The organism is Pseudorhizobium halotolerans (assembly GCF_902153235.2).
In the GTDB taxonomy this organism is placed as follows: Bacteria; Pseudomonadota; Alphaproteobacteria; order Rhizobiales; family Rhizobiaceae; genus Neorhizobium; species Neorhizobium flavum.
Window position 1 is genome coordinate 23,810 of the sequence record NZ_CABFWE030000013.1, and the last position, 19,952, is coordinate 43,761.

Consider the following 19,952-nt stretch of genomic DNA (forward strand, 5'->3'; position numbering starts at 1 on the left):
TGGATGTCGAAGCCGAAGTCGGCATGGCTGGTCCTGCCGCAGCCTCCAGGATCTGCCAGTCCAGGGCAAGCCCGTGACAGTGAAGCTCCTGCTGAGCCGCTGGCGATGTGCACATGGGGAATGCGCACGACGAACGTTCACCGACCGTCTTCCGATGGTAGCTGATCCATACGCGCGTCGGACAAGAAGGGTCGGAGAGATTGTTGGCTTGCTCGGCCATAGCACTGGCGGCCGTCCTGGCGAGCGGTTGATGCAACGGCTCGGCATACCGGTCAGCGACGACACTATCCTGCGGCAACTGAAACGGGATGCTGCAGTTGCCCAACGCAATTCCAAGATACGGGTGGTCGGTATCGATGATTGGAGTTGGCGGCGCGCGACGAGCTATGGGACCATCATGGTCGACCTCGAGCGCCGCTCGGTTATTGACATACTGGATGACCGTAGCGTCGAGAATGCGGCCAAGTGGCTTCGGAGTCATCCTTCCATCGAGATTGTCAGCCGCGACCGCTGCGGCCTGTATGCGCAGGCCACCCGTGAAGGCGCACCGCAGGCCCGGCAGGTCGCCGATCGGTTTCATCTGGTCCAGAACCTTCGTTCGGCCATCGAAGAACAGATGAGCCTTTCCGGGCGTGCCACCGGCAGGGCCATTCTTTCGGAGGACGCAATTGTTGACGCTGCGACACATCGCCGGCGCGCCCGTCTTGCGCATAGGCAATCTCGCCAGGAGATATTCGACATGCTCCATGCCTTGCGCCAGCAAGGGCTGTCCTACAGCGAGATCGCCAGACGGACCGGATATGAGCGTCGCAGCATAACGAAGTGGCTCAAGTTCGAGGCTCCACAAGACAGGCGACGAGCAGCACTGAACCCCACATCACCATGGTATTTCGAAGCCTTCCTTGCGCAATGCTGGAAGGATGGGAACCGGCGCGGACGGCATCTGTTTCACGACGTCAAGCAGCGCGGCTACACCGGCAGCTTCGCCAATCTGGAGCGGTTGCTCGGAGCTTGGCGGCGGGCCGAAAGGGGACAGGCCGATGATGTACCGCCCGCCGCGTTGAAGTCGGAACCGGTTCGAGATCCCGAAACCGGTCATGCAATCTCTCCGGTGGTTGCCGCGGCGCTATGTATCAAGCCGCGAGGCCTGCTGACGGACCGGCAGGCAAGGAAGGTCGACGCCCTGAAGCAGGGATCTGAGGCGTTTGTCGAGATGCGACGCCTGGCGATGCGCTTCAACGGCATCCTTCGCGGCAAGAGATCGCCACCACTGGATGCATGGATCGACGATGCGATCGACTCCGAGCTCATCCCTATCATGCGGTTCGCTCGCGTCCTTCGCAGAGACATCGATGCCGTCAACAACGCCATCGAGCTGCCCTGGAGCAACGGGCAGGCCGAAGGCCAGATCAACCGCCTCAAGACCCTCAAGCGAGCAATGTACGGTCGGGCAGGCCCTGAATTGCTGAAGGCACGAATGCTGCCGCGGCTCCACACAAAGTGAGGAAGAACCCGATTAACTGCAAAGCGACACCGACAACGCCAACCATACCGGTCGCCACATAGAGGAAATCGCGACGCGTCGGCTCGCTTGTCGTGGTATCTGGCAAGACCACACTCCCTGTGACGCTCAAAGTTCCTGGTTGCCGACGGCAGATGTGCGTTCGTAAGGAACTTACTCACTGACAGAGTCTAGAGCCAGAATTAGGCCGGGCCAATAGCTTGATAGTGCGGCAGCTGAACGCAGCTGAAAGTCCCGCGGAATCAAGTGGCCGCAGCGTCGAGTTATCATGTCGGCCACCGAAGTTGATGACGGAGCAATCCAGATCGATGCCGCGATCATCTCCACGGGACTGGACATCGAGCCCTCGCTCGGGCAGCCGCTCATCCGCGGCGGGAAGATAACCTGCAGGCACGAGGCTGGCGAAAGTGAGGACGCCGGACGTTCCCGGCTTACATTCTTCTTCCATAGTCGGCGCCTCCGGCTCATCGTCACAGAAACGGGAACCATCATCCAGCAGTCCGCCGTCTGTGATCGCGCTCACGGGCAGCGACCATGCCGCTTTTGTCGCCTGGCTCGAGACGCCCTTCGCAACCATCTGCATGCTGCTCCTGTTGATTGCGCTCTTCCATCACACGGCTCTTGGCCTCCAGGTCATCATTGAAGACTATGTGCATTCCGGCGCGAAGTTCGCGGCGATCATCGCAACGCGACTGGGCTGCTTCGCCTTGGCGGTAGCCGGCATCGTTGCCACGCTGCGCATCGCATTCGCCGGCTGAGGCCGGGTCCGCCGTTCCGCAGCATCATCTATGGCAAGGCAGCCCAATGCCGGAGAGAGGACGGATCAATGCTCGTCGAGAACATCACAGCTGTGGCCCGGGAGCGGCTCCTTATCGTTAATCAGGACGCCCCGGTCATCGAGGCCGCGAGACTCCTTCGTGATGGCAGGTCCGATCTGGTAATCGCATGTGATGCCGCCGGACACTTGTCAGGAGTGGTGACGAAGTCAGATATCGTTGCTCAGATCAGCCATTGTCTGGGAGCGAGCTGCACCACCGGAATTTCTGCGGTGATGTCCCGGGACGTGACCTTCTGCCGGCCAGAGGACTGGCTGCACGATATCTGGGGTATCATGAAGGAGCGACAGCTGAAGAACGTTCCCATCACGGATGATGCCTCCCGTCCGATCGGCATTCTAAACGCGCGCGATGCGCTGCAGGCGCTGATGCAGGAAGTGGAGCAATAGGAAGCGCTTCTGCGGGACTACGTCATGTGCGTCGGTTATCGATGACCCGGAAACTTACCACCATGTTCCCGATCAGAAGTTACGCACCCTGCCAAAGGACTGCTATCGGCAGAGGCAGGGGAGATGCCTGGGCTACGGCGGGCCTGAACTCTCTGCAGGCTTAGCAAGCCATGGTCTTTAGCCGCAAGGCGCCACCTCATCCGCCTGTGCTAGACTTTGAGTGGACCTTGCACCCGGCTGGAGGGTCACCCGGTGGTCGATATGACTACCATTGTGCGTTCACTGCCGGAAATTGCGCTCTGCGCATAAATCTGCCGCTCGGCACCACACACTCGCCATGTGCCTGCTAGTCTGCCGATGCGACAGCAGCTCATCTTGTCAGCCTTGACAGTGGAAGGTACGCTCTATGTCTTGAGTGTGTGCAACGTCGCAGCTGCGACGTTGTTTGGCTCGGATCCCTGTGCAGAAGGTCGTCATTGCGGAAGGGGCGTTCGAACAAAAGGATTGAAAATGTCTGGCAAGAAAAGTTTTGGTAGCTCCGGAGTGTCCTCTCCGTTGATATCTCGTCGCAGTCTGCTCGCTGGGAGCGCGGGGCTAACGGTAGCGGCGGCGATCGGCGTCCGTCTCGCGAGCGCCCAGGAGAGTGTCGCGGGACAATCCTCGGGGGGTGCCCAGACACATGAGGTGCAAATGGTCAATAAAGACCCTGAAGGGCGCGCCATGCAATTCGACCCGGCATACCTCAAGATCGCTCCAGGCGATTCCGTGAAGTTTGTGGCGACGGACAAAGGCCACAACTCGGAGACGATCCTCGGGATGGTTCCCGAAGGCGCCGAAACATGGAAGGGGAAGATCAATGAGGAGATCGTAGTAGCCTTCGATGTAGAAGGGATCTACGGCTACAAGTGCTCGCCGCATTTCGCCCTCGGGATGGTCGGCATCATCCAGGTCGGCGATAGCACCGAAAACGTCGATTCGGCGGAGACTGTCAAACTGCCCGGCAAAGCCAAGCCCCGCATGGCTGAACTGGTCGCCCAGGTTGGAGACGGCGCCACCGCGCCCGCTGATTAGACACAAGCCGAGTTTCTGCTTTCGAAAAGGCCGCGCGTGGGTTCTCATCCACCGTCAGCGGAAGGCGAAGCAGCCAAGGTGACACAGACCGAGGACAACAATGAACAGAACCGAACGAGATGCCTCCAGGGGAATGCCCTACAATGATGCGGCGGAGCCTCCCACTACGCAGGAGGTCAGCCAGGAAGGCGGACTAACAGATGACTCCCTGTCAATTTCGAGGCGGTCGCTGCTTGCCGGATCGGTAGGCCTGACGCTAGGTTCTCTCGCTGTTTCGCAGGAAGCCTCGGCGCAGAACGCTGGGGGCACGGTCCGTGTAGCCGAGCATGGAACTCGCCACGTGAACCGCGTTGGTAGCCTCAGCCAGCGGTTATATTCATTGCCCAGCGTTGTTGCCGACGATGTAGCGCATGATCCGTCTGTGGTCCCGACTTCGATAACGCGCCAGGAATCCGAGATCGTCCGCGTCGATTTGGAAACCGTTGAAAAGGAAGCGCGGCTCGACGAACGCGCCAGCTTCCGCTTCTGGACTTTCAATGGCACGGTGCCCGGCCCATTCGTGCGAGTGCGGGTCGGAGACACAGTTGAGGTTTATCTCAAGAATCGCGAAGACAGCTGGCTGATGCACAATGTCGATTTCCATGCAGCCACAGGACCTGGCGGGGGAGCGGAACTGACAAGTTGCGCGCCTGGAGAAGCAAAGGCCTTCCGCTTCAAGGCACAAAATCCTGGGCTCTACGTCTATCACTGTGCCGTTCCGCCCGTAGCAATGCACGTTGCTAACGGGATGTACGGGATGATTCTGGTCGAACCCGAAGGTGGCCTCCCGCCGGTTGATCGTGAATTCTATGTCATGCAGGGAGAGATCTACACCAATGAGCCTTTTGGGTCAGAGGGGTTGCTCAACGAAGATTACGACAAACTGCTCAACGAGCGGCCGGAATACTTCGTGCTCAACGGACATGTGAGTGCGTTGACGGACCACTACCCGATGAAAGCAAATGTCGGCGAAACAGTCCGGATATTCTTCGGCAATGGCGGTCCCAATCACGTATCTTCATTCCACGTGATCGGCGAAATTTTCGACAGGGTCTATCTGAATGGAAGCGTGACGAAGCCGCCACAGACGGATGTTCAGACGGTCGTTGTTCCTGCCGGTGGCTCCGCCATTGTGGAGATTAAGCTCGAGGTACCCGGAAGATACGTTCTCGTGGACCATTCGCTGTCGAGGGTCGAGCGCGGTCTGGCAGGCTGGCTCGACGTCGAAGGCAAGGAGGCGCCAGACATCTTCGAACCAATTGCATCGTAATAACGCCGTGCGACAGAGTGGCGGCTCCTCCATGGCTGCCTGGGCGAAGGCGAAGGTGGCCTAGCCGCCGAACCTTGTTTGATGTTCTCAAAGTAGAGGGCTAGCCAAGCGCGCAAGGTTCTCAGCCAGCTTGCTTGCGACCGGGCGCTTTTCCCATTCTCTGAGACTCAGCACGTTGCTCGAGGCGAAATATCGACTTTGCTGGCGCCTGAGTTGCTCCACAACGCCCTTGTCAAAAGCGATGAGGCTTACCTCCGCATTGAGAACAAACGAGCGGATATCGACATTGCTGGAGCCAAGTATCGCGATTTCATCGTCAAACGTGATGTGTTTGGCGTGGAGGAAGGCTTGAGCATAAAGATGCACTTGGATGCCGGCGTGGAGAAGTTCGGAATAAAACGATCTTTGTGCAAGGTTCACCAGCATCTGGTCCGTCACATTTGAGACGACCAATCGAACCTCAACTCCGCGCAGAGCTGCTGTTTTGAGTGCCTGCAGAAGGGGCTCATCCGGCACGAAATAGGGGGTCGTGATGATCACACGTTCGCGCGCGCCGTGCACGAGCGAAACGATAAGATGTCCAATGCCAGCATCCGGATAATCCGGGCCGCTGGGAAGCACCTGCGCCACAGCGCCACCTCCGGGCGGGTTGTGCGGAAACAGGACAGGGTTGGCCAACTTCTCGTTTGTTTCCATAAACCAGTCGGCGATAAATACAGTTTGGATTTCGGTCGTGACCGGGCCGACGACGCGGGCGACGAGTTCTTGGTTGGCGATACCGCCACCAAATTCGGCGTTGATAATATTTTGGGAACCTAAATAGCCGACGCGACTGTCGATCACAGCGATCTTGCGATGGTTACGAAGGTCGGCGCGGGCCGACCTTCGATGGAAGAGCCCGACGCGCAGCGCGAGCCGTACCTCCACACCGGCGGGAATGAGCAATCTAGCGACGCGGCGCGCCCACCGCCGCGATCCGATGGCATCAATCAGCACCCGGCACTTCACTTGGCGTTTTGCGGCGCGCTGGAGTGCGTCGATTACACGTAGACCAGTCTCGTCGTCGGCAAAAATATAGTAAAGTAGGTGAACCGTCTGTTGGGCCGCACCGATATCGGCAATCATGCGGTCGATGACCTCATCATATCCGGAGAGAAGCTCGAAGTCGTTGCCGGCGACGGTCGGGAACTGCCCAAGCCTTTCCACCAACAGAGCGGGCCCCGAAAGACTGGCCGGCAGCTCAGGGCGGCGACAGTAACGGGAATGAGAAATTTCCCTGGACGCAGCTGCAAGAACGGCCGGCAGTCTGAGAAATCGCTCGCGACGCCAGCGAGGGTAAGTCGGCCTTCCGATGAGGAGATAGATAAGGAGAGCCGGGATCGGCAGCAAAAACACGAGGATAAGCCAACTTCGCGCCGCCTCGGGAGAGCGCCGCATCGGCACGACCGCAACCATCGCCAAGCGGATTGACCACTCAGCCACCACGTACCCAACCGCCCAAGCCTCGCTGATGAGTGCTATCACGCGTCCGTCCTACACCGCTTTTGGCCGGTCCTTCCAGTCTTGGCATTTTGCCCTTCTCTTCATGGCGCCGATCCGGATGGAGTGCAGGGGCTGCGAAGCTCAGGGGCATGGACTCAATCCGGCTTACGCCGATCCTTGGGTCGCGTGTGCTGCTGCTCATATGATCCGCGCGTTATCTTCAGCGGGTCGCTCGCGGGAAAGGTCTGCTCCAGTTCGAGATTTAGTTCTTCGTCGGCTTCGCGCTTCAAGCGCTCGGCTTCTCTCGGGCTTTCCTTCGTCTGTCTTGCCATGTCCATCTCCGTAGGCACCTGGAGTTCCGCTCGAAATCTACCCTGCAGGATCTCTATCAGCGCCAGCGTAACAGCAATCGTAGCGGGACCAAGAACCAGTCCGGAAGCCCCGAACAGGATGATTCCGCCGACCGCGCCGATGAACATCACCATAGTATGCAGCTTCAGTCGGCTCCCCACCAAGGCCGGGTAGAGCAGATTGTCGATGGTCGCTATGATCACCCCGCCCCAAATGACCAGGATGAGCGCCCGGGTCCAGTCGCCTTGGAGGGCGAGAAGAAGAGCAGCCGGCAGCCAGATCACGAAGGCGCCAAGTACCGGCACGATCGCTAACAGCCCCATGACAAGGCCCCAAAAGACCGGTGTCGGCAGGCCAAGCCACCAGAATATCAGGCCTCCGAGCGTTCCCTGAACAGTCGCTACGACTATGGTCCCGATGATCGTGGCGTGAACCGTGTCCGCTAAGCGCCGTACCACGAGCCCCGTTTCTGTCGGCTGCAATGGCGAAAGCTTCGCCACCACGCGCATTGCCCTTTCACGGTCGCGCAGGAAGTAGAAGAGAATGTAGAAGGTGAGGATGAGGCCGATCACCTGACTGACCGAGCCGCGAAGAAGCGAGGTGCTCTGGCTCGTTAGCCAATGGGCAAGACCGCCGAGCGCACCGGCCGGATCGAACCGCTGCTCGAGCCAGGCCGCGGCTTCGGCCAACCTGGGGCGGTTACCGATGGTCTCACGCCAGTCCAGTGTCCGCACCGCGTTCTCCAGAGAGATCGCGCCGCCGGCGGCCTCGCGGACGAGTTGCTGTACCACCAGGAGGAGCATCCCAAGGATCACAATTGCTGCGGCCGCAACCGCGATGAATGCTGCGAGATCGCCGCTGCCAAGACGCGAGTGGAGCCAGCGATGAGCTGGCGCAAGAAGAATACCCAGCACCAGCGCCCAGGTGAGAGAGGGCAGAAAGGGCAGGGCCAACCGGTAGCAGAGAAACAGGCCTAGGCCCGTCAATGCAAGGATCAAGAACACTCTGACGACGCCTGCGTCCAACAATAAGCCTTTGCCGAGTTCGGCGCCAACGCGACGCTGTCTCGGACGTTTCTCCTCAATCGCCATTAGGCCATCTTGCCGTTTCGGCCAACGTTGTCACCCTTCTTGCATCAAAGAAATGCCGTGGACGGGTAGAGCAGCAAGGGGGCGGCAGGCGGCTTTCGTCAGGACATCCTGCCCATCGGGGCTGCCTATTGGGTGGCATTGGCGGAAGGCCATCTGCGCTGACAAGCGCGACGCTCACAGGTCTTCATCCGATACGGACCGACGTTTCGTTGAGGAACTGGAACAGGGGCACGGCGAGGTTTTCGGGAGCCGGCCCCGAGCGGATCCTGCCCGCTGTATCGTAATGCGAACCATGACAGGGGCAGAACCATCCACCGTAGTCCCCTGCTTGACCAAGAGGGATGCAGCCGAGGTGGGTGCACACGCCGACCATGACAAGCCAGTTTTCTCGATGTTGTCCTGCGGACCTCGCGAGATCGGTCGCCGGCGAGTCGGCCGGCAGATTAGCGTTGCGCGCGATGGGGTCTTTAAGCTCTTCCAGGGGCGTCACGGAAGCAGCTTCAATTTCCCGGGATGTCCTGTTCCTGACAAAGACCGGCCGCCCGCGCCACTTGACGGTCACCGACATACCTTCCTCGATTCCGGAAAGGTCGATGTCTATGGTGGCGATCGCGAGTGTCGAAGCGTCGGGTTTCATCTGGTCGATGAAAGGCCAAGAGGCAAAGCCGGCCCCGACGGCCGCCGTTGTGCCCGTCGCGACATAAAGGAAATCCCGACGATTGACGTGAACTTCACTTTGCATGGACACCTCCTGCCCGCAGCAACGACCGGTCGATCGGATCAAGATTTTCGCCAGAAGACGGCAAAATGAAGAGCTTGGCTCCGTTCCCCGCTCTTCGCTTCCGGTTCTCGTCGTGAGATAGTTTCGACGGTGGATGCTGTTAAGAGCGTGACTTCCGATCCAATACCAAAATCTACTGTAGAGGACTTTAACCTGGATCAAGGATTCCAGGGCTCGAACCGATGATTTTGAGCCCGGCATGATGCGCCTGCCGAGAACTGCGACCACCCGAGGGGTCGCAGTTCTGCTGGCCCGATGCCGCGTAGCCACGACAAGGAAAAAACCTGATGAGTTCACCACATTCCCACCAGAACCATCAAGCGCATGCGACCGGGAATCGAAACGATGAAGCTCATCGCGGTGTCGTAGCTGCTGCCGGCTCCAGCCATTCCGAGCATTCTGGCCACGGCGGGCATGACCACGGCGCGATGGTCGCCGACTACCGGCGCCGATTCTGGTTGGTCCTCGTGCTCACGCCACCGGTGCTGTTGCTCTCGCCGATGATCCAGCATTGGCTTGGCATCGCAGAAACTTTGGCGTTCCCAGGCGACCGCTACGTTCTCTTCGTGCTTTCGACAATTGCCTACGTTTATGGCGGCTGGCCATTCCTGACGGGCTTCACCTCCGAGCTGCGGAAGGGGCAGCCCGGCATGATGACCCTGATCGCTCTAGCGATCTCGGCGGCCTATTTCTTTTCGGCGGCCGTCACGTTCGGGTTTCCGGGCGAGGAACTCTACTGGGAACTTGTGACGCTGATCGCCATCATGCTTCTCGGCCACTGGATCGAGATGCGTTCGGTCATGGGAGCATCGCGTGCGCTTGAGGAACTGGTCCGGCTCCTGCCGGATTCAGCCACGCGGATCAGGGCCGACGGATCGTCCGAAGAGGTGCCGATCTCAACCCTTCAACCCGGTGATGAGGTCATCGTACGACCCGGTGCAAAGGTTCCGGTGGATGGCGAGATCATTGAGGGTTCGTCCGGTTTCAACGAGGCCATGCTCACTGGCGAATCGAGGCCCGTAACCAAGGGGGTCGGCGCCGCCGCCATCGGCGGCGCGATCAACGGGGCCGCCGCTGTCACCATCAAGGTGACGGCAACAGGCGACGCCACCTATCTGTCGCAGGTCATCGAATTGGTAAAGAAGGCGCAGGCAACGCGCTCGCGCACTCAGGACGTTGCCAACCGTGCCGCCGCTTGGCTGACCTACATCGCACTCGTCGTCGGCTTCGGTACGCTGTTCGTCTGGTGGCTTTTCCTTAACGCCCCCTTGGAATTTGCCATCGAGCGCATGGTGACGGTCATGGTAGTTGCCTGTCCGCACGCCCTTGGTCTCGCTGTGCCGCTGGTCGTCGCGGTCAGCACATCGCTGTCGGCCGGCAACGGACTGCTGATCCGCGACCGGGCCGCCTTCGAGCGGGCGCGCAATCTCAACGCCGCCGTGTTCGATAAGACCGGCACGTTAACTGAGGGCCGTTTCGGCGTCAGCGATATCGTATTGCTTGCCGACGGCGACGAGAACGAGGAACTGGCCTATGCGGCAGCGGCCGAGAGCCAGTCCGAGCATCCCATCGCCCACGGCATCGTGGCCGAGGCGAAGGAACGAAGCCTGATCATTCCCAAGGCAACCGACGTCAGCAACATCACCGGCGAAGGCATCGTGGCCAAAGTGGAAGGACAGGATGTGCGTATCGTCAGCCCCGGGCACCTCGCACGGCAGGGCAACACCATCGCCCATAACAGTCTCAAGCGATTGGAAGGACAGGGCAAGACAGTTGTCGTTCTCGTCCGCGACGGCGAGCCGCGGGCACTCTTTGCGCTGGCTGACATCGTTCGCCCGGAATCGAAGGAGGCCATCGCCGAACTCAAATCCCTCGGGATCAGCTCGATCATGCTCACCGGCGACGCCGAGGGTGTAGCAAAGGCGGTCTCCGAGGAACTCGGTATCACCGAATACTTCGCCGAAGTGCTGCCTGATCAGAAATCACAAAAGATCGAGGAACTGCAAGCGCGGGGGCTCTCCGTCGCCATGGTCGGCGACGGGGTGAATGACGCGCCTGCGCTCGTGGTGGCCGATCTCGGGATCGCCATCGGCGCGGGTACCGATGTGGCCGTCGAATCTGCCGACGTGGTTCTCGTACGCAGCGACCCGCGCGACGTCGGCGCGATCCTTGGACTCTCGCGTGCCACCTACCGCAAGATGGTCCAGAACCTCGTCTGGGCGACCGGCTACAACACCATCGCCATCCCGATGGCGGCGGGCATTACTTTTGGAACTGGCTTCATAATGACCCCCGCGGTCGCGGCCGTCTTCATGTCGGCCAGCACCATCATCGTCGCCATCAACGCCCAGCTTCTGCGCTCTTACAGGAGGCACAAATGACACCGGTAGACAAACAACCGGGAACTCCCGCCAGGCGACTGATCCTTCCGCTGCCAGGTAACGAGATATTCGCGCGGCGTCTTGCCGACGAAGGAGGCTGGGAACTTGGCGCAATGGAAACACGGCGTTTTCCTGACGGAGAGACTTACGTTCGCCTCCTCTCGGAGGTGAAGGACAAGTCAGTCGATCTGGTATGCACGCTGGCACGGCCAGACGACGGCTTCCTGCGGCTGATCTTCGCGGCCGATGCTGCAAGAGAGCTGGGAGCCTGCCAGGTCAACCTGATCGCACCCTACCTCTCCTACATGCGGCAGGATCGCCGCTTCCAGCCGGGAGAGGCGGTGACCTCCAGAAGCTTCGCCAGGCTCGTCTCGTCGAGCTTTGACCGGCTGCTGACGGTAGATCCACATCTGCATCGCTATCCGGCCTTGTCGCCTCTCTATACGGTCCCGACCGACACCTTGCATGCTGCACCGCTGCTTGCGGACTGGATCGCCGCGGAGGTCGACAAGCCCTTGATCATCGGTCCTGACGAGGAAAGCGACCAATGGGTCTCTGCCATCGCGGCACGCATCGGTGCTCCGCATGCCGTGCTGCGAAAGGTCCGCCACGGCGACCGCAACGTCGAAGTCAAGCTACCGGACCTTTCCAAGTGGCGCGGCCGGCAGCCGGTGCTCGCAGATGACATAGCGTCCTCCGGGAATACCTTGATTGAGGCTGCCCGCCAGCTTCCGCTTCAGGGTTTCGTCCGGCCTGTGGTCGCCGTGGTGCATGCGATATTTGCCGACGATTCATTCCAACGTCTCGTGCCGCTTTGCAACCGCATCGTCTCGACCGACTCCGTACCCCACGAAAGCAATGCAGTTGCGCTCGCCCCCTTGATTGGCAACGTCATCGCGTCGGCGGCCTCAGTTGACGGTGATCTTGTACGCCACCGGCGTCCACCGGAGACGCTGGACGAAGTGGAACAGGCGGGGCTCGATTCCTTTCCTGCCAGCGACCCGCCATCCTGGACCAGCGGCGTGAACTGACGACAAAAACGATTGACGGAAGGCGGCGACGGCATGAACGAACTGACAACAGCAACATCAAAGAAGTGGCAACAGGGATACGGCCCGATCAGCCACAACAATGAAACCATCGAACGCGTAGCTGCCCTGGCGGCGTCTGGCCTGATCGAACCGGAGGCCCTCTATCGCATCCTTGCCGCAGCCGACCGTTTGACTTCTGCCGCAATGTGGACTGTCGTCCATATGACCTATGCCCACCGTGTCGACCTTTCCGGCACGCCGCTGCCTGCCGAGGCGTTCAAGTCGACGCCTGAAGGTCATACCGGCGGATCGCTCAACATGGTGCCCGCTTTCATTGGCTATCTCGCCGCCAACGCGATCACCGCGAAAACCCGCTCATGGCTGATGGGACAAGGCCATTCTGTCGCCGCGATCGAGGCGGTCAACGCGCTCACCGGGGACGTTTCTCCTGCGCAGAGGGGCCGCTATGATCGCAGCGAGAAAGGTCTCTCGCAGCTTGCAGCCGATTTCTATTCCTATGCCATCGACGCCGACGGCAATGCAGCGGTCCCGCTCGGCAGCCACGCCGGTCCGAACACCGCCGGTGCCATCTCGGAAGGCGGCTATCTCGGCTTCGCCGAGGTCCAGTACGTTCATGCGCCGCTGCCCGGCGAAAGCCTCGTCGCCTTCCTGAGTGACGGCGCGTTCGAGGAACAGCGCGGCTCGGACTGGACGCCGCGCTGGTGGCGAGCCGAGGATTCCGGCATCGCGATTCCAGTTATGATCCTCAACGGCCGGCGCATAGAGGAACGTGTCCAGATCGCGCAGCAGGGCGGCGCGGACTGGCTCGCCGACCACCTGAAGCTCAACGGTTTTGATCCCTTTATCATCGATGGCCGTGATCCTGCGGCCTTCGCCTGCGCCATCATCGAGGCTGAGAAGCGCCTTGAACGTTTCGCGGCGGATCCCGCCCGCGTCTATCCGGCGCCTATCCCCTATGTCATCGCCGAGACAATCAAGGGCTTTGGCTTCCCAGGAGCCGATACCAACGCGGCGCACAATCTACCCCTCGGGGGCAATCCCGCACAGGACGAGCCGGCTCGCAACGCCTTCAACGAGGCCGCGCAAGCGCTGTTCGTTCCCGCCGCGCAGATCGAGAGCGCCGTTGGCGAAATCGCTGTCCATCGCGAGCAGGGCCGAGAGCCGGAAAGCCGGCATGCGCTCGCGCTGCGTAACCCAGCCGCACCGAGCCTGCCCGAGCCGGACTGGACGATCGCCGGCGATCCGCCCGATTGCGCAATGCATGCGCTAGACCGCTGGTTCGTCCGCGTCGTGGACGCGAACCCCACGCTCCGCCCGCGTGTGGGCAATCCTGACGAGCTACGCTCCAACCACATGGGAGCAACGCTCGATCGGCTGCGCCATCGCGTGAACACTTCCGAGCCCGGCGTCGCCGACGCCATCGACGGCGCGGTCATCACCGCGCTCAATGAGGAAGCCGTCGCAGGCGCGGCGCTGGCCAACAAGGGCGGGATCAATCTGATCGTCAGCTACGAAGCATTCGCCATGAAGATGCTTGGTGGCGTGCGGCAGGAGATCGTGTTTTCCCGACGGCAGCGCGAGGCCGGCCTGGAACCACGCTGGATTTCGGTGCCTCTGGTTGTCACGTCCCATACCTGGGAGAACGCGAAGAACGAGCAATCGCATCAGGACCCGACCATCGGCGAGGCGCTGCTGGGCGAGATGTCCGACACCTCGCGGGTGCTTTTCCCCGTCGATGCAAACAGTGCCGTGGCAGCGCTGCGATCCGTCTACAATGGCCGCGGCCAAGTAGGATGTTTGATCGTCTCCAAGCGTGACATGCCGCATCGGTTCGATGCGGAGGACGCAGACCGTTTCGTAACAGATGGTGGGGCCCATGTGCAGGGCGAGACGGAAGGCGCCGAGCTTCAAATTGTGGCTATCGGCGCCTATCAGCTCGAGGAAGCGCTCAAGGCGGCCTATCGGCTCAGGACGCACGGTCGCCATGTGCTCGTGACGGCGGTGTCGGAGCCCGGCCGCTTCCGCATACCCCGCGATCCGATCGAGGCGGGATTCACGGCGAGTGACGAAACCCTCGCCGCCCTGTTTCCGGCGAACATGCCGCGCCTGATCGTCTCCCACACGAGACCCGAACCTATGCTCGGCCTGCTTCGGCGACTGGATTCCGGCCCACGGACGACCGCTGCGCGCGGCTACATCAGCCGGGGCGGGACGCTCGATGTGTCTGGTATGTTGTTTGCTAATCGCTGCTCCTGGGCTCATCTGGTCGACGCTGCTGTTCCTCTCACCGGCTGGAGCAGAGACGACCTCCTTGCTCCCGCTGAACGGGCTGCCGTAGAGGGCCGCGGGCATCCCGGCGACATCGCTGCATTCAACATCTGAGGCCATTATGCTGACGCTAACATCTCTCGGCGGTGCGAGCACCGTCACCGGCTCGAAGCACCTCCTCACGAACGGCGACAAGCGCATCCTGATCGATTGCGGCTTGTTCCAGGGACTCAAGAACCTGCGCGAGCTCAATTGGACGCCACTGCCAGTGCCCCCGTCCAGTATTGATGCCGTAGTGCTCACCCATGCCCACCTCGATCATTCGGGCTATCTTCCCAGGCTCGTGCGCGATGGCTTCAAGGGTCGAATCTACGCCTCATCGGCAACGCGCGACGTGGCCGAGTTGATCCTCAAGGATAGCGGCTTTCTCAACGAAAAGGATGCAGAATACGCCAATCGCAAGGGCTTCTCAAAGCACAAGCCGGCTTTGCCGCTTTACGGCGTGCGCGATGCGGAACGGGCGATAGAGATGTTTACCACTGTGCCGTTCGAAACCGCCTTTCAGCTTCCCGGCGGCGCGACCCTGACCTTCCGTCGCGCAGGTCATATCCTCGGCGCGGCCAGCGCGGACATCGAATGGGCTGGCCGCCGCATTGCGTTTTCCGGCGACCTTGGGCGCTACGACGATCCAGTGCTGCCCGATCCAGCTCCCGTGGCCGACGCCGACTATATCGTCGTCGAATCAACCTATGGAAACCGCACTCACAATCCCGCAAACACGACCGAGGTGTTGGGAGAAGTTGTTGAGCGCACCGTAAAACGTGGCGGCACGGTCGTTATCCCCGCCTTCGCAGTCGGCCGCGCGCAATCTCTCCTTTATCATCTCTGGAAGCTTCGAACGGCAGGCCGCCTATCAGGTGTACCGATCTATCTCGACAGCCCCATGGCAATCAACGCTACAGACCTCCTTCACGCACATAGCGACGATCATCGCTTGACGCATGACGAATGCACGTCGATCTGCAAAATCGCCACCTATACCCGCGATGTGGAAAGCTCCAAGGCGATCACTGCGAGTGTCTTTCCCAAAGTCGTGATCTCGGCCAGCGGCATGGCGACCGGCGGTCGTGTGCTTCATCACCTCAAGTCTTTCGCCACCGATCCGAAACATACGATCCTGTTCTCCGGCTATCAGGCTGCGGGAACGCGGGGGCGGGCCATGGTTCAGGGCGCGAGAGAGATCAAGATCCACGGGCAATGGATACCCGTCAGAGCAGAGGTCGACAATCTGTCGGTGCTCTCGGCGCATGCCGATGGCAATGAGTTGATGCGCTGGCTCTCAGGCTTCCGGCGCGAACCGTCCCGCGTCTTCATTGTCCACGGTGAGGACGAGGCATCGGAAGCCCTGCGCGCCCGGATCGATCGCGAAATTGGCTGGAATGCCACTGTGCCACGTCAGGATCAGGTGTTCGACCTATGACCACGCTCCTCTCTCATGCCGGTCCAGAACAACCAACTCTTCGTGTTCGGCGCCTTCGATTGCACACGCAACACCAGCCGGTCGTCGTCATGCGCACTGATTGTCATGTTTGTCGCTCGGAAGGGCTCTCCGCCCGCTCGCAGGTTCTCGTCTCGGGTGGTGGGCGGGAATTACAGGCAACGCTCTTCCAGGTGGAGGACGACGGTCACTTGGCCGTTGACGAGGTCGGGCTCTCCGAAACCGCCTGGGAGATGCTGAATCTCGCCGAGGACGCCAAGGTGCAGGTTACCCATGCCCCCGCTGTCGAGTCGCTGGCAAGCGTACGCAGACGTATCCACGGCAACCGGCTTGACTCGCATGCTCTCACAGAGATTGTGCAGGACGTGGTCGCCGGCCGTTACACCGACGTGCAGCTTGCGGCGTTCCTGACCGCAACTGCGGCTTTACCACTCGACGAGAACGAGACTGCCGACCTTACCGGTGCGATGATCGCGGTTGGCGACCGGTTACAATGGCATGCCCCTGTTGTTGTCGACAAACACTGTGTCGGCGGCCTGCCTGGTAACCGCACCACCCCGATCGTCGTGGCGATCGTTGCGGCCAACGGGCTCGTCATGCCGAAAACGTCCTCCCGTGCCATTACCTCCCCCGCCGGTACTGCCGACACGATGGAGACTCTCGCGCCGGTGGATCTCGACATTGCAACGTTGAAACGCGTGGTCGAGGCCGAAGGAGCTTGCATCGCGTGGGGCGGAGCGGTCCACCTCAGTCCGGCTGATGACATCTTCGTGCGCGTCGAACGCGAACTCGACGTCGACACCGAAGGCCAGCTGATCGCTTCCGTCCTCTCCAAGAAAATCGCTGCGGGATCCACCCATGTCGTTATAGACATCCCGGTCGGCCCGACCGCCAAGATGCGCAGCGAAGATGCCGCATCTCATCTCGCGACGCGGATTACAGCGGTCGCGTCTCGCTTCGGCCTTACGGCCCAATGCCTTCAGACCGACGGGTTGCAGCCGGTCGGTAGAGGCATCGGTCCCGCGCTTGAGGCGCTCGACGTACTAGCAGTCCTGCAAAATGCGCCCGATGCGCCGGACGATTTGCGCAGGCGCGCCGCGATTTTGGCGGGCGTAGCGTTGGAGATCGGCGGCAAGGCCGAGAATGGAAAAGGACTGGCGCTCGCGCTCGAAACGCTAGCAGAGGGGCGTGCCTGGAAAAAGTTCGAGGCGATCTGCAAGGCCCAAGGTGGGATGCGAACGCCGCCCAAAGCACTCCATGTCCATCCACTCGAGGCTCCGCATGCTGGGCGAATCGTTCATATCAACAATCGAAAGTTATCTCGCCTCGCCAAGCTTGCTGGCGCGCCGGAAGCCAAGGCGGCCGGTATCCATATGGAGGTTCGCCTAGGTGACGAGGTCATCCGTGGGCAGCCGCTTCTCCACATCCACGCGGAAACACCGGGCGAGCTGGCTTACGCACTCGACTATGCCGCTGGTGCCGGAGACGTCATTGAGATCGAGACCTGAATTGGCTCAAGCTCGGTAAGGTCGGCAACCGACTTCGGCGCAGCTTGGGAGCCTGACACAAAGGACGCGTAGCTTTTAACGGGCCCTCGCGGGAAAGAAGGTTGCAACTTAACTGCCGGGACCACGGGTCGATACGCCGGACCGGCCCGTCATGAGGTAGCGGCCGTAGCCGCTTTCTCAGTGGATGCCGTTCGCGCGCTGCAGTTCGCGAATATAGGTGGTGATCGCCTCGATCGACGTGTCGCTGACACCCTCTACCGGCGCCATATTGCCAAATCGCCAGTGGTGGGCACGCACCCCTTGGCGTATAGCAAGCGCGAAGGCCATATCACTATGGTGGCTCGGCTCGTAGATCTTATGGATCAATGGCGGCGCCAACCCGTCCCGACCCGAACCGTTCGGTCCATGACAGCTGGCACAGTTGGCGTCGAACGCGGTCTTGCCCTGTTCGGCCATTGGTGAAAGCGATGACGGCACGACGACCTGAACGATAGGCTCGCCGGTGCCAGAACTGTCCTGCCGATTCTGCGTCCACCAGATAGCAGCGCCGGCAAGCGCCACGACAACCACGGCAACAAGTGTTTTGTTCATGTTCAATCCTGCGGGATTAGCGGCCTCCCGCCATATGGCGGGAGGCCTTCGAAATCAGGCGGCGACCACGAATTCGGTCATCATCCCGGTCGAAAGATGTGGCATGTGATGACAATGCAGCATCCAGCGCGCCGCCTCACCCGCATCCACGGCGATCGTAGCCATGGTCATAGGTGGAATATAGAGGGTGTCACGCATAGCCCCGCCCATCCTGCGTCCGCCGATCTCCACCACCTGGAAATGATGGCCATGCAGGTGCATTGGATGTCCCATCATCGACATGTTGTGAAAGCGGATCTCGACGCGGTCCCCGCTGCGCGCCGAAATCGGCAGATGCTCACCCCAGGTCTTGCCGTCGATCGTCCAGACATAGGGCTGCATCTGCCCGCCTAGCATAACGTCTATTGGACGGATGGCGCCGCGATCGGCAAGACCGGTCACTGCACGCAGGCGAGATTCCTGTTCCATCCCGATGTCGAACGCGGGGGCGTCGGCTTCGGCAAGGGAATCGATACGGCGAACCTGCGCGCCGGGCGTGGCAAGAATCAGTCCCGTCCGTTCACGAGCCCCTTCACGAAGGGCCAGGACGGGCCAGGCACCGGTGTCAGGCAATTCGAGCTCCAGATCCAAACGCTGCCCCATCGAAAGGCCGAAGCGATTGCCAGGTATGGGCTCGATCGGCTGACCGTCGACAGCGACGAGCCGGCCCTGCAGATCGCCGCTATCGATCCAGAAGCTCGTCGCAGCGGCCCCATTGATCACCCGCAGCAACACCCGTCCATTCGCTTCGACCGGAATCGTATCCGGATCGTCCAGGGTGCGGTCATTGGCCAGATATGCGTCGAAATCGAAGTCGTTCAGATCCATCTGCATGGAATCCATCCCACGCATCCCAGCCATATCGTGCCCGCCCTGACCCGCGCCCGGCATCTGCGCCATCGGCATGGAACCGTGGCCGCCATGATCCATGCCGGACATAGCATTGGCTTCGCCCATATCCCCGTGCCCTGCGCTGGACACGATCTCGGCGAGCACCTCCTCGGCCGGGCGGAAGCTGAAATCATGCAGGAACATCACCACCTCCTGCCGATCAGCAGCGATATCTTCGGGCCGCCGGACGATCAGGGGTGCCGCCAGCATCTGCATTTCCTGAATGGGAATGTGACTGTGCATCCAGTGCGTGCCGGCCGAAGGTGCGAAGTCATAGCTGCGGACCTCACCCGGCTTTAACGCAGCCATGGGAGCGTCGGGTACGCCATCCTGGACGTTGGGCGGGATCTGCCCGTGCCAGTGAATGATCGTCTCGACATCCAGATCGTTGGTCAGATCGACCGCGAAGCGCTGGCCCGGATCGAGCATGACACCGGGCCGTCCGCCTGGCCCGATCAGCCCCAAGACAGACGCAGCCCGTCCGCCAATATCGAGTGTGCGGCGGCCGGCAGTTAACTGGATGGGAGCTGCCGCTTGTGCGAATGCAAACTGCGGAATATGCGCGTACGCCAGCGTTGCTGCGCCTGCGGCAAGAAAGCCACGTCGTGAGAAATTTATCATGATTGTCTCCTCGGAACATCACGTTCCGTTCATCAGATCTAAGGGTGTCGTGGGCTCAAACCCACGCGATCAAAGGAGACGAAGCTTGGGAGGGCGGCGGTTGACGCCAGGATTATGGCTCAATACTGCCGGTATAATAGTAAGACCATAATCTGCCCTGGCGTAAAATACACTGGTACCCCCGCGTTCCGGTATGACAAAGTTGAGCAACCCAGTGCAGACGGCTGCACACATGGCGGCGCTCTCCGATGCGCATTCCTGCTCCATCTCA

At 60.8% G+C, this 19,952-nt stretch carries 15 protein-coding genes and 2 pseudogenes; 11 read left to right on the forward strand and 6 right to left on the reverse strand.

The annotated features are described in order from the left end of the window. A partial coding sequence (locus FN060_RS19170) for an ISL3-like element ISRsp8 family transposase (RefSeq protein ID WP_185929068.1) occupies positions 1–1,504 on the forward strand: 1,504 nt, incomplete at its 5' end. Here FN060_RS19170 and FN060_RS23430 read toward each other — a convergent pair. Next, positions 1,431–1,610 (reverse strand): annotated as a pseudogene (locus FN060_RS23430) (ubiquinol-cytochrome c reductase iron-sulfur subunit N-terminal domain-containing protein); the annotation flags it as partial. The gene FN060_RS19170 and the pseudogene FN060_RS23430 overlap by 74 nt on opposite strands. 180 nt (positions 1,611–1,790) lie before the next feature. Between FN060_RS23430 and FN060_RS23275 the strand changes: the two are divergent. The 5 genes and pseudogenes from FN060_RS23275 to nirK form a co-directional block, all read left to right on the forward strand. After that, a pseudogene (locus tag FN060_RS23275) lies at positions 1,791–2,018 on the forward strand (DUF6522 family protein); the annotation flags it as partial. Between the two features lie 13 nt (positions 2,019–2,031). After that, complete coding sequence (gene sdhD / locus FN060_RS19180; protein ID WP_183950054.1) at positions 2,032–2,280, forward strand: succinate dehydrogenase, hydrophobic membrane anchor protein; 249 nt, start codon at positions 2,032–2,034, stop codon at positions 2,278–2,280. Positions 2,281–2,348: 68 nt separating this feature from the next. Then, the gene (locus tag FN060_RS19185; protein ID WP_142589626.1) at positions 2,349–2,747 is read left to right on the forward strand and encodes a CBS domain-containing protein; all 399 of its coding nucleotides are present in this window, start codon (positions 2,349–2,351) and stop codon (positions 2,745–2,747) included. Positions 2,748–3,437: 690 nt separating this feature from the next. Further along, a complete protein-coding gene (locus FN060_RS19190) occupies positions 3,438–3,818 on the forward strand; it encodes a pseudoazurin (RefSeq protein WP_342345191.1) in 381 nt (126 codons plus the stop codon). Between the two features lie 340 nt (positions 3,819–4,158). Further along, a complete protein-coding gene (nirK, locus tag FN060_RS19195; protein ID WP_244665882.1) occupies positions 4,159–5,127 on the forward strand; it encodes a copper-containing nitrite reductase in 969 nt (322 codons plus the stop codon). 87 nt (positions 5,128–5,214) lie between these two features. Here nirK and cls read toward each other — a convergent pair whose 3' ends face one another. From cls to petA, 3 genes are all read right to left on the reverse strand, one after another. Beyond that, positions 5,215–6,651, reverse strand: coding sequence for a cardiolipin synthase (cls, locus tag FN060_RS19200; protein WP_244665883.1), 1,437 nt, complete (start codon positions 6,649–6,651; stop codon positions 5,215–5,217). 113 nt (positions 6,652–6,764) lie between these two features. Continuing rightward, the gene (locus FN060_RS19205) at positions 6,765–7,964 is read right to left on the reverse strand and encodes an AI-2E family transporter (protein WP_244665884.1); all 1,200 of its coding nucleotides are present in this window, start codon (positions 7,962–7,964) and stop codon (positions 6,765–6,767) included. 271 nt (positions 7,965–8,235) lie between these two features. Further along, positions 8,236–8,793: a ubiquinol-cytochrome c reductase iron-sulfur subunit gene (gene petA / locus FN060_RS19210; RefSeq protein ID WP_142589630.1), complete on the reverse strand. Its 558-nt coding sequence runs from the start codon at positions 8,791–8,793 to the stop codon at positions 8,236–8,238. Positions 8,794–9,119: 326 nt separating this feature from the next. Between petA and FN060_RS19215 the strand changes: the two genes are divergently transcribed. From FN060_RS19215 to FN060_RS19235, 5 genes are read left to right on the forward strand one after another with little or no spacing between them, the layout of a single operon-like run. Beyond that, positions 9,120–11,213, forward strand: coding sequence for a heavy metal translocating P-type ATPase (locus FN060_RS19215; RefSeq protein WP_142589631.1), 2,094 nt, complete (start codon positions 9,120–9,122; stop codon positions 11,211–11,213). Then, positions 11,210–12,244 carry a ribose-phosphate pyrophosphokinase gene (locus FN060_RS19220; RefSeq protein ID WP_142589632.1) on the forward strand — a complete coding sequence of 345 codons (1,035 nt, stop codon included), beginning with the start codon at positions 11,210–11,212 and terminating at the stop codon, positions 12,242–12,244. Before FN060_RS19215 ends, FN060_RS19220 begins: the two co-directional genes overlap by 4 nt. A 33-nt stretch (positions 12,245–12,277) precedes the next feature. Then, positions 12,278–14,647, forward strand: a complete 2,370-nt coding sequence (locus FN060_RS19225) for a phosphoketolase family protein (protein WP_142589633.1) — start codon at positions 12,278–12,280, stop codon at positions 14,645–14,647. A gap of 7 nt (positions 14,648–14,654) precedes the next feature. After that, the gene (locus FN060_RS19230) at positions 14,655–16,013 is read left to right on the forward strand and encodes an MBL fold metallo-hydrolase RNA specificity domain-containing protein (protein WP_142589634.1); all 1,359 of its coding nucleotides are present in this window, start codon (positions 14,655–14,657) and stop codon (positions 16,011–16,013) included. After that, a complete protein-coding gene (locus FN060_RS19235; protein ID WP_050746900.1) occupies positions 16,010–17,539 on the forward strand; it encodes a thymidine phosphorylase family protein in 1,530 nt (509 codons plus the stop codon). Before FN060_RS19230 ends, FN060_RS19235 begins: the two co-directional genes overlap by 4 nt. A 177-nt stretch (positions 17,540–17,716) precedes the next feature. On the opposite strand, the gene FN060_RS19240 is transcribed toward FN060_RS19235, so the two are convergent. Both FN060_RS19240 and FN060_RS19245 read right to left on the reverse strand, forming a co-directional pair. Continuing rightward, positions 17,717–18,130, reverse strand: a complete 414-nt coding sequence (locus tag FN060_RS19240) for a c-type cytochrome (RefSeq protein ID WP_050746901.1) — start codon at positions 18,128–18,130, stop codon at positions 17,717–17,719. A 54-nt stretch (positions 18,131–18,184) separates the two neighbouring features. Continuing rightward, positions 18,185–19,681 carry a multicopper oxidase family protein gene (locus tag FN060_RS19245; RefSeq protein ID WP_050746902.1) on the reverse strand — a complete coding sequence of 499 codons (1,497 nt, stop codon included), beginning with the start codon at positions 19,679–19,681 and terminating at the stop codon, positions 18,185–18,187. Between the last annotated feature and the right edge of the window lie 271 nt (positions 19,682–19,952).

What these genes read in the sequence shown, in the direction of transcription:
- FN060_RS19185 (WP_142589626.1), top strand. Translation starts at nt 2,349, where the DNA reads ATGCTCGTCGAGAACATCACAGCTGTGGCCCGGGAGCGGCTCCTTATC.
- FN060_RS19190 (WP_342345191.1), top strand. Translation starts at nt 3,438, where the DNA reads ATGGTCAATAAAGACCCTGAAGGGCGCGCCATGCAATTCGACCCGGCA.
- petA (WP_142589630.1), bottom strand. Translation starts at nt 8,793, where the DNA reads ATGCAAAGTGAAGTTCACGTCAATCGTCGGGATTTCCTTTATGTCGCG.
- FN060_RS19215 (WP_142589631.1), top strand. Translation starts at nt 9,120, where the DNA reads ATGAGTTCACCACATTCCCACCAGAACCATCAAGCGCATGCGACCGGG.
- FN060_RS19220 (WP_142589632.1), top strand. Translation starts at nt 11,210, where the DNA reads ATGACACCGGTAGACAAACAACCGGGAACTCCCGCCAGGCGACTGATC.
- FN060_RS19225 (WP_142589633.1), top strand. Translation starts at nt 12,278, where the DNA reads ATGAACGAACTGACAACAGCAACATCAAAGAAGTGGCAACAGGGATAC.
- FN060_RS19230 (WP_142589634.1), top strand. Translation starts at nt 14,655, where the DNA reads ATGCTGACGCTAACATCTCTCGGCGGTGCGAGCACCGTCACCGGCTCG.
- FN060_RS19235 (WP_050746900.1), top strand. Translation starts at nt 16,010, where the DNA reads ATGACCACGCTCCTCTCTCATGCCGGTCCAGAACAACCAACTCTTCGT.
- FN060_RS19240 (WP_050746901.1), bottom strand. Translation starts at nt 18,130, where the DNA reads ATGAACAAAACACTTGTTGCCGTGGTTGTCGTGGCGCTTGCCGGCGCT.
- FN060_RS19245 (WP_050746902.1), bottom strand. Translation starts at nt 19,681, where the DNA reads ATGATAAATTTCTCACGACGTGGCTTTCTTGCCGCAGGCGCAGCAACG.